Raw genomic sequence first — 14,694 nt, 5'->3', positions numbered from 1 at the left:
AGGTCCGTGGATAGGTGTAGTGAGGGTTAAAATTGGAGAACTCGGTTGCGGTTGTTCGCATCTGTCACTTGAACTAAGTCTGCGAGAGTTGTCTTTCCTCGGTCTTCAAGAAGGCGGAGTAGTTCAACAAAGAGATGAGCGGTTGTTAAGGCATCTCCAATGGCACTGTGGCGATCGTACATGTTTGTTCCGAATGACCTAGCGTATTGTTCTAAATCACGCATATCCCAAGACGGACATAAATATCCGATCATATCAAGAGTATCGATATAGAGTGGTTGTTCAAACGTGTATTTCGCTCGTTGCAGTTCTTTGCGAATGACCATCACATCAAAACTTAAATAATGGCCAACCCATCCCCCACTTTTTGACTTTTCGATAAACTGAAAAAAAGACTCGATTGCTTCTAGTGAAGAGGGGGCTTGATCGACGAAGTGTTGTTCAATTCCTGTCAGTTCGGTAATTTTAGGTGGAATGTCTCTTTCTGGATTCACATACGTCTGAAACTGATTGTCGGTTACCATCAGTTCTGCTACTTGTACCGCTCCAATTTCAATCACACGATCTTTTCCACCAACAGCAAATCCTGTTGTTTCCGTATCAAACACGGTAAATGATAAATCGCGTAACGGAGTATCCAAAGAGGGTTGCTGGTCTAGTTGATAGTGCATTAATTTTTTTTTCCAGAACATAAAAAACCTCCCCCCTGTTTGTTCTACTTCTTTAAGTCCATTTTATTTCAATTGATTGATAGCTTCCTAGTTTATTGGTTGGTTTATTTGGAAGAAAGCCAACAGGTAATGGTGATCTGCCTTTTTTGCGTTTTTTATTGATAGATCTTTACAAATGAAATCGTTTCTTCAACGATGTTTACTGTTGCTCATGTTTTAGGAAATGAAAAGCTACAGTATTTCCCTAGAAATGTTTTTTTGTTTTTTATATATACAATGATTACATTTTACCGAATTTTCTAAATTTTTTCTATGCTTAATTGCTAATTTTTTTATTGTTAGCTCTAGTGAAGAGTCTTGATGATCCGCAGTGCTTATGTCGACTATTTTACTATCTGTGACAAACAGGATGTGTTTCCAAACAGTGAGGTCGAGTGGTTCCGTTATCTACCATCGATATGGCCATTTCCTCGTCTTTTTCAGTCAATAAGTGCGTCTGTGTTCGCTAACTCCATTAGAGTGCTGTTGATTTGCAAAATAACGGCACTAGTGTCCTCGAGAAAGTGAAAGTCAAACAGACCTCCACCCCAATAAAAAACGTTAGTCACGAGGTCTCTCGATCTCCACGAGAGGGTGTGACTAACGCTTAAGTTCAAAGATATAGAGATCAAACACCAAACTTCTTCTCTCGATCGAATTTCACCAAATGGGCAATTAATACATACCTCTCAGGTGCTGCACCTATAAACCCAAACGGATAGCAAGTCGTTACCGTTAAGGTTGCTCTTGGCTTAGGGACGATTACAGTGCGGTCATCTTCATCGACGATCCGAACTTTGTTGATGCGGTACGTAAATTCCCCAGCACTCGTTGTTACAATGAGGTCATCTTGTACCCCGACTTCTCCTAAATGACGAAAAATCGTGTCACGATGGCCTGATAAGACACTATTATCCTGTTCACCTGGCAAAACACTTCCTAGAAAATGGCCAACACCGCGTTCTAGCTCATCCTCATCCGTTCCATGATAAATAGGTAGCGTTGCTTGCAGCTTTGGAATATAAAGTTCCCCCATTAACTCTCCTTGACTGGGACGTTCAGGATACAGTGGACCCTCGTCCTCGCCCTCATCCTCATTCGCTTCCTTTTCGCTAATTGCAACTTCCTGAACAGGGGCACGATCTTGTTTCACCTCGTTGACCTTATACAGCCCGTAGCCTTTTAAAAAGGTGTAAGCGTTTGTTGTCGTAAACCAAAATCCACCTACAAACAGAACAATACATACAGACAGAAGAAGAAGACGTTTCGTCCGCCTCCTTCTTCTCTTTCCTTCTTCTAGCCTCATCGCCTATACCCCTTTAACTTTAAAGCGACGATAAATAAACACAGCCGTTAACATCATTCCGACACCCATTAACGCATTTTGCATCGAGTTTGATGCTGTTTTCGGCATTTTTGCTCCTTTTTCTGTTTTGGCCTCTGATTGACCTTTAGCAGGAGCCTTCTTTACAATTTCTTTCACTTCTTTTATATCTCCTGCTGGTTCTTTAATGAGATCAGATCCGAACATATCCGCAGTAATGATAAGATCAGCAAGGAAATCTCCCTCTAAATTATACAGCTCGATCAATAGATTGTACCCTTCTAAGTGGTCAAGCGTAACTAATGTTTGCAATGAAATCGGCTGTTTACTCGCTTTGTTTTTTCCTTCGATAAGATAATATTTCGCATCTAACTCAAGAAGGTTCATTAATTCTGAATAAATTGCTAAAATTTCCGCAATCTCTTCCGCTGACAGTTCAGTAGCACTTTCAAAGTCTGGAAGGGCCATCGCTCTTTCTTCAAGATTAAAAAGTCGTTCTTCAAAAGCTGGATCTTCCCAATCAAGATTTCTAAAGTGGTCAAACAATCGCTCAAGCTCTTCAGCTGTTAAATCAAACTCAGCAAAAATCGCATCTAATTCAGCAAGAATATCTTCCCAACTGATATCTTCAAAGTTAAGATAAAAATCAATCGTGAATTCAAGGTCATAAAGAAAAACATAATCTTCTATTCTTTCACCGTACTCTTCTAAAAGAATGACTAATTCCTCTAGTGTTAGTCCATATTGATCCAGTAAAGCTTGTAAATTTTCATCATCAATTACAGGGCCTAAATAATCTCTCAACTCTTCTACTGATTCGAAACCTCCTAATTCCATAAAGTGATGAATCATGAGTTGATCTTCAAGTTCTTCTTGCGTCAATCCTATCTCTATTAAAAACTCATCTAGCTCGATCTGGTTGAGTGCAGCGTTACTTACTGTTGGTAATGAAAAAGACAATAATAAAATGATAGAAGCCAATGTCATTATTATGCGTTTCACTTCGTTTCCTCCTAAAATATATTCAGTTTCTTCATATTTAATATAAGGCTAAAATTTTTTTTTGAATAGAATTGAAAAAAAATATTTTCGGTATATAATTGAATACTAGCTTTTTGAGACGGGTTAGGTACATTAAGGAAGAAAAACGGGGAGAGGTACTAGGCACTTTTTGTCGATTATACTTTCTATCTTGTAAATTTTTTCACTATTAAATAAAATGAAAATGAATTTAATAGACGAAAGGATGTGACATATGATTATAAAACCTCGTAATGTCCCCTTAGAATTGCAAATTTTGAGATTGCTAAATAACCGTATGAGTTTAAGTGCTAACTCTGAGAGTCACTATACAAATCTTGAAAAGGGGTTTATTGGTGAGCAGAAGTTTGATGAACGGGTAGCGGACCGATTAGACCTATTAAATGGTAATTTTCTTATTTTAAATGATTTATTGTTCGAGTTTAATAACACTTTATTCCAAATTGATACAATATTATTATCCTCAGATTCCATTTATCTTTTTGAAATAAAAAATTATGAAGGTGATTTCTATGTCGAAGGTGATAGCTGGTATAAACTTTCAAGGACTGAAATAAAGAACCCACTACTTCAGTTGAAACGAAGTGAATCCTTATTCCGACGATTGCTCCAAGATCATGGATTTAACTTTTCGATTGAAGCATACCTTATCTTCGTTAACCACGGGTTTCAACTATATCAAGCCCCATTAAACCTACCGATTATTTTTCCTGCTCAGCTTAATCGCTTTATGAACAAAATAAACAAAACATCCTCAACATTAAATGATCTTCACCAAAAGGCCGCAAAACAATTAATATCCATTCACCTTAATGAGTCCCCCTACACACGATTACCTGAATATACCTTTGAACAACTTGAAAAAGGGGTAACATGTCTAGATTGCCACTCATTTATTACTGAATTCAAAGAAAAAAATTTAATTTGTAAAAAATGTGGTTGCAGAGAAAATATCACAACTGCAGTCCTAAGGAGCATAGAGGAATTTAAAACTCTTTTTCCAAACAGAAAAATAACAACAAATACTGTTCACGAATGGTGCAAAATAATCAAGTCTACGAAAACCATTCGAAGGATCCTATCAACAAATTTTAAACCCATGGGACACGGTAAGTATTCTTATTATGTTAGTGCTCAAGATACGCAAGACTAATGTTCTATAAAATACGAGCTGTATTTGTGTCTTCAGGACGGTCAAACGGGCTTCATGACGCTTTCATAGTGACCGCTACCTCCTTCGAGCTGCTCAAACGGGCTCCATGACGCTTTCATAGTGACCGCTATCTCCTTCGAGCTGCTCAAACGGTCACCATGACGCTTTCATAGTGACCGCTATCTCCTCCGAGCTGCTCAAACGGTCACCATGACGCTTTCATAGTGACCGCTATCTCCTTTGAGCTGCTCAAACGGGCTCCATGACGCTTTCATAGTGACCGCAATCTCCTCCGAGCTGCTCAAACGGTCACCATGGCGCTTTCATAGTGACCGCTACCTCCTTCGAGCTGCTCAAACGGTCACCATGGCGCTTTCATAGTGACCGCTACCTCCTTCGAGCTGCTCAAACGGTCACCATGGCGCTTTCATAGTGACCGCTACCTCCTCGAGCTGCTCAAACGGTCACCATGACGCTTTCATAGTGACCGCTACCTCCTTTTAGCTGCTCAAACGGTCACTATGACGCTTTCATAGTGACCGCTACCTCCTCGAGCTGCTCAAACGGTCACCATGACGCTTTCATAGTGACCGCTACCTCCTTTTAGCTGCTCAAACGGTCACTATGACGCTTTCATAGTGACCGCTACCTCCTTCGAGCTGCTCAAACGGGCTCCATGACGCTTTCATAGTGACCGCTACCTCCTTCGAGCTGCTCAAACGGTCACCATGATGCTTTCATAGTGACCGCTATCTCCTTTGAGCTGCTCAAACGGGCTCCATGACGCTTTCATAGTGACCGCTATCTCCTTTGAGCTGCTCAAACGGTCACCATGATGCTTTCATAGTGACCGCTATCTCCTTTGAGCTGCTCAAACGGTCACTATAGTACTTTTATTATGATGATAATCCATCTTGCTTAAGCTAACTTTCCCCACTTCAAACGCCTTTAACAATAAAAACCATTTCCTCAATCCAATCACAACATTCCAAATGCACCAAGTGTTTGGTTTTGTAAAGAGCGGACGGCTTTTAACGCAATCATGAGTTCTTCTTTATCACGAGAGCGAAGATGCGTAAATTGGACTTCACTCGTTCCTTCTTCTTTGCGCAGATATCTCCCCCATGCTTGCTCGACTCTTACTTTTAAGACGATTTCATAGGCAAAGCGAATATCGTCGGCCACTTCAGGTGTAAACACATTTTGTTTCACGAGGGCATCAAGTCGTTGCATAGGTGTTCCTTCCACAATTCCATGATGAACGGATAAAATTTGTAAGCAATGGTGCAGCGGAAAGAGTGCATTTTTTTTGATATCGATTGAATTTCGTCTTAATCCGAATAATGCACGAATCGGGTGATCGAGTGTCGGAACAGGGTGGTCCCTTTCTTGTTCTGCCATTCGGTATAAATAGATTCGTGATTTCGCCACTTGATCTTTTACCATCTTAGTAAACTCATCATGAAGATCATCGTCCCCGTATAAAAATCGGAAAGACATAAAATTATGGCCTAACAACACATTGTCATTTGTTGCTCGTAATGCCCACCCTCGCAAGCGATCTTGCCACGTCTTAAGTGTCCCACGCCAACTCTCTTCATTTGCCATCATTTTACCGATACACAGTTTATAGCCAGCTGTATGGAGATGATCGACGATTTCTTGACCGAGGAGTGCAAAATATTCTTCGACTTCACCACTATTATCACTGTCAGGGTTCGCATAGACGAGGAAATGATCTTGGTCGGTTAATAAAAACTGTTCTCCACGTCCACCGCTGCCCATTTGAAACCAACAAAACGGCACAGGAGGCTTGCCTTTTCCTTTCGCTGCGAGTGATTCAACCGCTAAATCTATGCAATGATTGACAAGCCGGTCGTATAGCTTCGTAATAATCTCCAGCGTATGAACCGTTGGAATTTCATCATTGATCAGTTGCCCAAGCACATCATAGATTGCATTTTTTACCGTTGGTAGATTCGCCAAAGTAGACTGCTCAATTTTTTGTAAAATTTCCATTGAGCCACGATTTTTCTTTCGTAACAAATCTGATAAGGTGACCATCCCGATGACTTTACTTTTTTCCACAACAGGTAAGTGCTTTACTCCATTTAAAAGAAAACTAGACATCGCCTCATAATAATAGGCGTAGCGTGAAATCGTCACAGGGTTTGCGGTCATCACATCACTCGCTTTTAACGGACCATCACTATTATTCGCAACAACGCGTTGGACGAGATCTTTTTCCGTAATAATCCCAATTAACGTACCGTCAAAATCATTAACGACAACTGAGCTCGATCGCTGTTCGACCATTTTTTTCGCAGCGACTTGAACCGCTTCATCCTTCACCACAGACACGACGGGCTCATTCATTAAATCTTGAATTCGGCGAATGAACGGATCACTCTCGCCCCATTGGTTCGCTAGCTTCACTTGTTCCGCTAAAGATCCGTAAATATCTCGTAAACGGACGGCCACTTGGCGAAGAACAAAGTCTCGTACCCCTTCATCATCCCAGCGCGCTTCAACGACAGAATAAGGAATTTTTAAGCAGTACGAATCTTCCACGGCGCGGACTTCAACCGTATACTTCGCCACATGGGGATTGGGTTCTCCTAAAAAGTCGGCTAAACTAGAAAAGCCAATCATATCACCCGTCTGCAAAACTTCTAAAACTTCTTGCTGAAAAAGACCGTCATCTCCTTGAACATACACTTCGGCCATTCCTGTTAAAATCAGAAGAAGCCCTTCTCTTGGTGTTTTCGAATAAAGGACTTTTTCCGCTTTGTTATAATGCTTTAATGTACACTTTTCCATTAAGCTAATAAATTGAGAATCAAGCACCCCATAAAATAAAGGGTGCTTGTGAATTTGTTCAAATAAGTCTTTATTTTCCTGCCGATTCATCCATCCATACCTCGCCATCTTTATAAGTCATTTGCTCCGGGTAACGTAAATCGATGACTTCATCTTGGATGCGTTGCGATGGTGCTGCTGTAGCTTTAGACACTAGAAACGTTACAAGTAAGTTGACCGGAACGCCGATAATACCAGCACCTGTGTCTAGTATACCAAAAATGGTAATTCCTTGACGAGCTAATAAAATGTACAGAAGTGTGACAAATAAACCTGAAAGCATACCTGCGATTGCACCTTTAGCGTTACAACGTTTCCACCAAACCCCGAGTAAAAGAACTGGGAAGAACGTACCGCCCGCGAGTGCAAACGCCCATGCGACAATTTGCGTAATAACCCCTGGTGGATCAAGCGCGACAATTCCTGCAACAATCGTCGATAATACGATCGCCCAACGACCTGCGGCTAGACGCCTTTTGTCACTTGCTTGTGGGTTCATAAGACGATAGTAAATATCATGAGCAAACGATGAAGAAATCGTAATTAATAGACCACCCGCTGTTGATAAGGCTGCTGCCATCGCGCCTGCTGCGACAAGACCGATAACGAACATGCCTAAGTTAGCGATTTCTGGTGTTGCCATAACGACGATGTCATTACTAATAATAATTTCTTCCCATTGAAGAACGCCGTCTCCATTTGTATCAGCAACTTGCAAGCGACCTGTATCTACCCAGCTTTGCGTCCAAGCTGGCAAACTATTAATCGGACTTCCTGCTACTTGTGTCATTAAGATGAAACGAGAGAATGCTGCGTATGCTGGAGCTGACAAGTAAAGTAACGCGATAAAAAGAAGCGCCCAAGCTCCACTCCAACGAGCTGCTTTCATTGTTGATACCGTATAGAAACGAACGATAACGTGTGGTAACGCTGCCGTACCTACCATTAATGTAAATAAAAGGGCAATAAACTGAGATTTATCACTTTGCGCAAATGGCGCGAAATATTCACTTATGCCCAATTCCTTATCGAGTTCACCAAGTTGTGTAACGATGTTTCCATATGTTAACCATGGGATTGGGTTTCCTGTTACTTGTAACGACATAAACACGATTGGAATGATGTAGGCAATAATTAAGATGATATACTGGGCCACTTGAGTCCACGTAATCCCTTTCATACCACCCAGTGTAGCGTAAATTGCAATGATGACAACCCCAATCATCGTTCCGTACATCGCTGGAATGTTGAGAATACGGCCGATAACAACCCCAGATCCTGAAAGCTGACCAATAATGTATGTGAAGGAAATAATAATCGTTGCAATCGCCGCGATTAAACGAGCCGCATTACTATCAAAACGGTCACCGATAAACTCTGGCACCGTGTAACGACCGTACTTACGTAATTGCGGTGCAAGTAAAAACGTTAAAAATAAGTATCCACCTGTCCAACCCATGATGTAGGCTAAACCGTCATACCCTAAGATCATGAGCGTACCAGCCATACCAATAAAAGAGGCCGCACTCATCCAGTCTCCACCGATGGCCATACCATTCCAGAACGGTGGTACACCACGGCTCGCTACGTAAAAGTCAGATGTCACTTTCGCACGATTATAAACGGAAATACCGATATAAAGTCCAAACGTTAAGCAAATCATTAATATTGAAACGATTGATTGAGAGTCCATATATCTTCCCCCTAAAGGATAAGGTTTCTATTTTTTTATGAATTTTGTTAAACTAATAGTGTTCGATTTTTTTTCATCGATTAAGGGCCACTTAATGATGAATGTCGCTTATTTTGAGGGGCTAGACTCTAGCAGTGTCTAAGCACTGTTTAGAGCCTGCCTCACTTTTTTTTTATAGAGATGATGTTCGACTGAACATGAGGTCAGTGTCTTTAATCAGATGCAAATTAGTGATCAAGTGCTTTTCCTGCACCAATCCGTGTATTTTGTTCCTCATCAATACCAAACTTCTTATCAATTCGGTCACTTATGATGGCATTGACATAAAGTAAAACAACGAAAGTGATGACTGCTCCTTGCGCCCCCATATAGTAATGGAACGGCATTCCCATAAATGTGAAGTTAACGAGAGACTCTGCAATCGCTACTACACCAAAAGATGCTAAACCCCCAATGAGTAGACAAATGAGGATCACTCTGTTTCTTGCTTTAAAATAGGCATCTGCTACAGACTTATCGATTTTTTTCATATTCTCACCCCCTTTAAATAATCAATAGGACTTTCGTTACCTAGACTTTGTAACCGCTTACATAATAATTGGTCTATTGCCTTTTTTCTATAAACGTATGTGCTATTTGAGCTACTGTTTCTAAAGGAAGAGACACTCGCTTGTTATCCTGGTTGGGCTTGTTTACAATTTCTACAGATGATAAATGGTGTTTTCTTTTTGGCGATAGTCATGTTGACGAGAAAAACAATGAGGATAAAGCTTAGTAAGATCGGATGAAAAATATAGCTAAAGATGAGAGATACTAGGATGGGTAAAGTTGATAAAAATATGAAGTATTGCCACTTGTTCATCACTACCGTTTCGTCGCTACTACATTTCTTACAATTGGTCTTTTTTTTCACTTGATCACCTTAAACTCACAATAAACTTTACGGTATCCCAAAATGGAAGAGGGACCATTGCAATTTGGACGATCATATATACGAAAATCGTAGCGAATGGTACGGATAAGAATAATGGCTTTTTCTTGCAGAAAGCAAATATAAAGCTAAACAGTGTAATCAGTAAAAAGACATAGATCATATCAGTTTTCCCCCTTAAATTATTAACGCATGAAAAACTGACCCTGTAATCAGTTTTTAAAAGAACCCAAAAGTTGCTTTTAAGACTGAGCGATGATGATCGCTTGAAAAAAGTTCTTATACCATCCCTCCTTGGCGAAAAAATAAAACATAGAATTTTAACGTGTTATATTACGGTGTAAACGCTATCATTTTTTTACGTTTACAACTACTGAACCAAGCTCTTCAAACTTCTCTTATACGTTACTATCGGTTGAGATCTCTTATTCTCATTTTTCTGTATGTATTACATAACAGAAGATTGTTGTTGAAATCACTAGGTTGCACTCTTGCTCAGTCTTCATTTTATTGTTTTACAATACACATTATTCCAAATTTTCAGATACTTAGTCAACTGTTTTTTTATTTTTTTTTGTAAATTTTTTCTTGAAACTCTCGGAACCATTGATAGATTAACTTTCCACAATGAACACGTTAAAAAAGGTGACAAACACTTTAACGATTGCTCGTTAGAAGTGTCTGCCACCACTTTTTTGGTTTAATTATTCTGGTTGAACTTCTTCGTCTTCTTCATTTTTCTCTTTGTCATCTTCTGCGTCTTTAGCACCATCTACATCTTCTTCAGCGCTTGCGATGTCTTCATCCATACGATGGCTTTCATCGACTAACGTTTCAAGAGATTGGTTAAAATAGTCTAAAGGATTTACAGCTTCACCGTTATGACGAATTTCAAAGTGAACGTGAACGTCTGCTTCAGCATTGTACAAGTTGCGTCCAGCACGTCCAATAATGTCACCTTGTTTCACAGAAGAACCTTCTTCAACTTCTAAACCTTCTAAGCTGTGATAATGTGTAATAACCCCATTATCGTGGTTAATTTCAATCACATGACCAAGTAAAGGATCTTTTTCAGCTTTTACAACTGTACCACTAAGTGCAGCAGTTACTTCAAAGCTTTCGCCGTTTTCCTGTGCTAAATCAATTCCTTTGTTTTGGTAGTACATGTTGTTGTAATACACTAATGCAGCTTGTTGCTCTTCAGCTGAGGCATTGTAGTCATAAAAATATCCTACAATATCAACTTCACTTTCGTTTGCTACTGGCATTTTGATAACTTCATTTGCACTTGTAACTGGGATTGCATCACCTTCGTGTACTTCAATTCCATCACCGCTTGGTTGTGTGACCCCGATTGGATCAGACTCTAAAGCTGTATTATCTTGATTTTGCATGAGGAAAAAAGCACTAAGTACAATTGCAGCAGCTCCTAAGTAAACAGCCGGTAACATCCATTTCTTGCGTAAGAATCGTTGAACATTAAATTTGTTCACTTCATTTGATTGTTTTGAAGATTGATTTTTTTCTTCATCTCTCATTTGATCATCACCTCAGCAACCATTCTGATCAAATTCAAGACATTATATACATTTTCTAAAAAAAGTTTTTTGAATTATTTTTCGACAAACCCTTTCATATTATGCAAGAAAAACTAAATTTTTTTACAATGTGTTAAGTTAGCCACTTTTTATAGGTAGTTACACCTCTTTTTAATTGAACGAAATTACTTAACGTTACTAATTTACCAGGGCTTCAGTAAGGATCTCGAGTAGGGAGAAATTTAATCTAAAAGCTGATTTACTCGACTTCGCTTCCATTTTAAGGGATAATTTTGATCTAAAATGGAGTTTACTTATTATTTATTCCTTTTACTGGAAACATTTCATCCTAAATGCATTGTTACTCGCTTTTATTTCCTTTTATTGTAAATACTCGCGTCTGAAACCTGAATTAATCTCAATATGCCTTCTTTCTCCGATATCTAAAAAACGCTCTTGCATTATTACTGCTTTCACAAATAAAAATAAAGAGGAAGCTGATCCTAAATGGACCTGCACTCCTCCTATTCATTCGTATATAAAGTGAAACTTAATTCATAGGAAGTTTTCTTTCATCCCCGCTGAATGTTAGTTGAACCAATCGGGTTGTTACTGGCGCTTATCTCCTACATAGTCTTTCTTGTGGCCTCAAAGGTTTGAAGTGGGGGTCTTAGCGCCAGTTAAACGGGATAAATTTCCGCATCAATCACTTCTAGCACAGCGCTTAGCTCGACATCAATCTTTTCGCACTACAAGATCACCGATATATGGATCGACAGGTGAGACGGCTACGCCTTGATAGTAATGCTGGATAATATCTTGATAAGTTCTTCCTTCCTTTGCCATTCCATTCGCACCGTATTGGCTCATGCCAACGCCATGGCCCCAGCCCCTGGTTTCTACGATAATTTGGTCGCCTTGTCTCCTCCAGTTAAAATCACTGGAATCTAATGCTAATTTTTCCCTTACTTGACGTCCCGTTAATTCTTTACCATTGATATTTACTTGAGCCACACGATTTCCGTCTGTGCGATTGATAATTTGCCCCACTGAGCCATCGGGTGGTAATTGTACTCCTAGTTTTTCTTGAAATTCGCTAACAGAAATAGCGGTTGTTGCCGTAAATCTCGGTGAATTCGTATCCCATGGGCTTTCAACACTTCGTAAGTATGGAATCGGATTTGGCCAATAATCTTCTGAGTTCTCGGTATAGCCGTTACTCGTCGAGAAGAAAGCGGCTGTGATTGGATTACCGTCATAGGTTAGCACTTGACCTTGTGTATGTGCGACGGCTTCACGAATACGAGTAATCCGCCATTCATAGTCTTTACCCCATTCTTCTTTTAACTGCTCTTGGCTTTTATATACTTGGTGGTGAACTGTGTCCGTAACCATTGCGCCCTCAGGCATGGCAAAATCACTAGGTTCTAGCATTTGTTTTAATATAAACGTTCTCGCCGTTAGGGCTTGTGCCTTTAATGCCTCAATTTCAAATTCTGCTGGCATTTCAGAAGCCACCACTCCGACCACATATTCTTCGAGTTGAACTTCTTCAATCCTACTTTCTTTTGACCGATAGACCGATACCGAAATAGGTGTTGAATTTTCTAGCTGCATCTCTTGCTCCGTACCTGCTGAGGCGGCGGTTTCAACTGGATTTATCGTTTCAAGATCATCTGATGAAAACATGATGACGAGCATCGCAGGTAAACCTACAATAATACTACATAAAATAGTTCCTATAATTACTATTCGTTTCATGCCAAGCCTCCAGTACTTAAACTAAAACTTCCATCAGTGTCCTCCACACTGATGGTCAAATAAAAAAATTCGCCTAGTTCATAGTTAGTTACGTGTTTTTTAGTATACTGGGAATCCTTTTTGTCTCTTTACTGATTTTATGCAGGCTTGTCATGAAATAGACCATTTTTTTCAATTTGTTTACAAATTAAAGATTTTTACATATTATTTAGAATTTTTTAATATATTTCTATAAAATTATGGCTATAATGGTTCTATAACAGAATATTATTGTATGCTAAGTAAATTAGAAAAATACGAAAACAAAAAAAGTGCCTTACACTTAGGTTAGCGTAAGACACATTCTGTATTAAACAAGGTTTGTATTCATTTTCAAGGGTGCAGGAGCATCCTGATTTTGAATTTCCTCTTCCACAATTTCTTCGATTCGTTCAACGTTAGCACCTAGCTTACTCAATTTACCAGCAAGGTCAACGTAACCGCGGTCTATATGCTTGAGTTCCACTACACGTGTTACACCGTCTGCAACTAATCCAGCAAGAATTAGGGCAGCACCTGCACGTAAATCAGTTGCTGACACTTCAGCACCTTGTAGTGAACTTGGTCCACTAATAATTGCAGATCTTCCTTCAATTTTAATATTTCCATTCATGCGACGGAATTCTTCCACATGCATGAAACGATTTTCAAATACCGTTTCTGTAATAACACTCGTTCCATTCGACTTTAGAAGCAATGCCATCATTTGCGCTTGCATATCTGTTGGGAAACCAGGATGCGGCATCGTTTTAATATCAATTGGTTTTAACGTTTTAGGGCCAATGACTCGTAGACCGTTTTCTTCCTCAATGATTTGTACTCCCATTTCTTCCATTTTCGCAATAAGTGGGCGTAAATGTTCAGAAACCGCTCCCTCAACAAGGACATTTCCTCCTGTAATTGCGGCAGCAACCATAAATGTTCCTGCTTCAATTCGGTCTGGAATTACCGTGTGATTGGCTGCGATTAATTCATCTACACCTTCAATGCGAATCGTTCCTGTTCCTGCTCCGCGAACTTTAGCTCCCATAGCATTTAAATAGTTAGCAAGGCAAACAATTTCTGGCTCTTCTGCAGCATTTTCTAAGATGGTAGTTCCTTCTGCCATTGCAGCTGCCATCATAATATTTTCAGTTGCTCCAACACTTGGGAAATCTAAATATATTTTTGCCCCTTTTAAACGGCCATCAATTTTCGCTTCGATAAATCCATTACCGATTTCTACAACTGCTCCCATCGCTTCAAAGCCTTTTAAATGCTGATCAATTGGTCTCGAACCAATCGCACATCCTCCTGGCAAAGCAATTCTTGCATGACCAACGCGAGCAAGTAATGGACCCATAACTAGGAATGAGGCACGCATTTTTCTTACATATTCAAAAGGTGCTTCAATTTTTAATGGTTTTTCTGCTTTCACAGAAAATGTTCCGTTTTCGTACGTCACATCAATATTTAAATTTCGTAAAACTTCCTCCATCGTGTATACATCAGCCAATGATGGCACATCATATATGTTGCTAGTGCCACGGCTAGCGAGAATAGATGCAGCGATAACTGGTAAAACAGCGTTCTTAGCCCCTTCCACTTTCACAGAGCCAGAGAGCTGCTTACCGCCTTGGACAATTATTTTTTCCAACGTATTCCC

Annotated in this window: 11 protein-coding genes; 1 reads left to right on the top strand and 10 read right to left on the bottom strand. The window is 39.8% G+C overall.

The features are described from left to right. Positions 1-26: 26 nt before the first annotated feature. From BK574_RS19410 to BK574_RS19400, 3 genes are all read right to left on the bottom strand, one after another. Complete coding sequence (locus BK574_RS19410; RefSeq protein WP_078429713.1) at positions 27-692, bottom strand: 3'-5' exonuclease; 666 nt, start codon at positions 690-692, stop codon at positions 27-29. Positions 693-1,338: 646 nt separating this feature from the next. Next, positions 1,339-2,016, bottom strand: a complete 678-nt coding sequence (locus tag BK574_RS19405) for a class D sortase (protein WP_078429712.1) — start codon at positions 2,014-2,016, stop codon at positions 1,339-1,341. Between the two features lie 3 nt (positions 2,017-2,019). Then, entirely contained in the window at positions 2,020-3,036 is a 1,017-nt protein-coding gene (locus tag BK574_RS19400) for a processed acidic surface protein (protein WP_078429711.1), read from the bottom strand. 253 nt (positions 3,037-3,289) lie between these two features. On the opposite strand from BK574_RS19400, the gene BK574_RS19395 reads away from it, so the two are divergent. Continuing rightward, positions 3,290-4,228 (top strand): nuclease-related domain-containing protein, encoded by a 939-nt coding sequence (locus tag BK574_RS19395; RefSeq protein ID WP_078429710.1) that lies wholly within the window; start codon positions 3,290-3,292, stop codon positions 4,226-4,228. A 978-nt stretch (positions 4,229-5,206) separates the two neighbouring features. Here the strand turns inward: BK574_RS19395 and BK574_RS19390 are convergent. The 7 genes from BK574_RS19390 to murA form a co-directional block, all read right to left on the bottom strand. After that, a complete protein-coding gene (locus BK574_RS19390) occupies positions 5,207-7,138 on the bottom strand; it encodes a DUF294 nucleotidyltransferase-like domain-containing protein (RefSeq protein ID WP_078429709.1) in 1,932 nt (643 codons plus the stop codon). Further along, positions 7,119-8,780 carry a sodium:solute symporter family protein gene (locus tag BK574_RS19385; protein WP_078429708.1) on the bottom strand — a complete coding sequence of 554 codons (1,662 nt, stop codon included), beginning with the start codon at positions 8,778-8,780 and terminating at the stop codon, positions 7,119-7,121. The genes BK574_RS19390 and BK574_RS19385 overlap by 20 nt, the downstream gene beginning before the upstream one ends. 227 nt (positions 8,781-9,007) lie before the next feature. Further along, complete coding sequence (locus tag BK574_RS19380; RefSeq protein WP_075385300.1) at positions 9,008-9,310, bottom strand: DUF4212 domain-containing protein; 303 nt, start codon at positions 9,308-9,310, stop codon at positions 9,008-9,010. 387 nt (positions 9,311-9,697) lie between these two features. After that, complete coding sequence (locus BK574_RS27915; RefSeq protein WP_169917357.1) at positions 9,698-9,874, bottom strand: hypothetical protein; 177 nt, start codon at positions 9,872-9,874, stop codon at positions 9,698-9,700. A 541-nt stretch (positions 9,875-10,415) separates the two neighbouring features. Continuing rightward, complete coding sequence (locus tag BK574_RS19375) at positions 10,416-11,249, bottom strand: stage II sporulation protein SpoIIQ (RefSeq protein WP_075385299.1); 834 nt, start codon at positions 11,247-11,249, stop codon at positions 10,416-10,418. Between the two features lie 735 nt (positions 11,250-11,984). Next, positions 11,985-13,010, bottom strand: coding sequence for a stage II sporulation protein D (gene spoIID, locus BK574_RS19370; protein WP_078429707.1), 1,026 nt, complete (start codon positions 13,008-13,010; stop codon positions 11,985-11,987). 349 nt (positions 13,011-13,359) lie between these two features. Then, a complete protein-coding gene (gene murA / locus BK574_RS19365) occupies positions 13,360-14,685 on the bottom strand; it encodes a UDP-N-acetylglucosamine 1-carboxyvinyltransferase (RefSeq protein WP_075385297.1) in 1,326 nt (441 codons plus the stop codon). Positions 14,686-14,694 lie beyond the last annotated feature (9 nt).

The organism is Alkalihalobacterium alkalinitrilicum (assembly GCF_002019605.1).
Taxonomy (GTDB): Bacteria; Bacillota; Bacilli; order Bacillales; family Bacillaceae_F; genus Alkalihalobacterium; species Alkalihalobacterium alkalinitrilicum.
Note: the sequence above shows the minus strand (reverse complement) of the source record. Positions and strands in the feature narration are given on the sequence as shown.

Bases quoted from the DNA above. Each gene is read 5' to 3' on its own strand.
- BK574_RS19375 (WP_075385299.1), bottom strand. From the start codon at position 11,249: ATGAGAGATGAAGAAAAAAATCAATCTTCAAAACAATCAAATGAAGTG.
- BK574_RS19380 (WP_075385300.1), bottom strand. From the start codon at position 9,310: ATGAAAAAAATCGATAAGTCTGTAGCAGATGCCTATTTTAAAGCAAGA.
- BK574_RS19395 (WP_078429710.1), top strand. From the start codon at position 3,290: ATGATTATAAAACCTCGTAATGTCCCCTTAGAATTGCAAATTTTGAGA.
- BK574_RS19385 (WP_078429708.1), bottom strand. From the start codon at position 8,780: ATGGACTCTCAATCAATCGTTTCAATATTAATGATTTGCTTAACGTTT.
- BK574_RS19410 (WP_078429713.1), bottom strand. From the start codon at position 692: ATGTTCTGGAAAAAAAAATTAATGCACTATCAACTAGACCAGCAACCC.
- BK574_RS19405 (WP_078429712.1), bottom strand. From the start codon at position 2,016: ATGAGGCTAGAAGAAGGAAAGAGAAGAAGGAGGCGGACGAAACGTCTT.
- BK574_RS19390 (WP_078429709.1), bottom strand. From the start codon at position 7,138: ATGAATCGGCAGGAAAATAAAGACTTATTTGAACAAATTCACAAGCAC.
- spoIID (WP_078429707.1), bottom strand. From the start codon at position 13,010: ATGAAACGAATAGTAATTATAGGAACTATTTTATGTAGTATTATTGTA.
- BK574_RS27915 (WP_169917357.1), bottom strand. From the start codon at position 9,874: ATGATCTATGTCTTTTTACTGATTACACTGTTTAGCTTTATATTTGCT.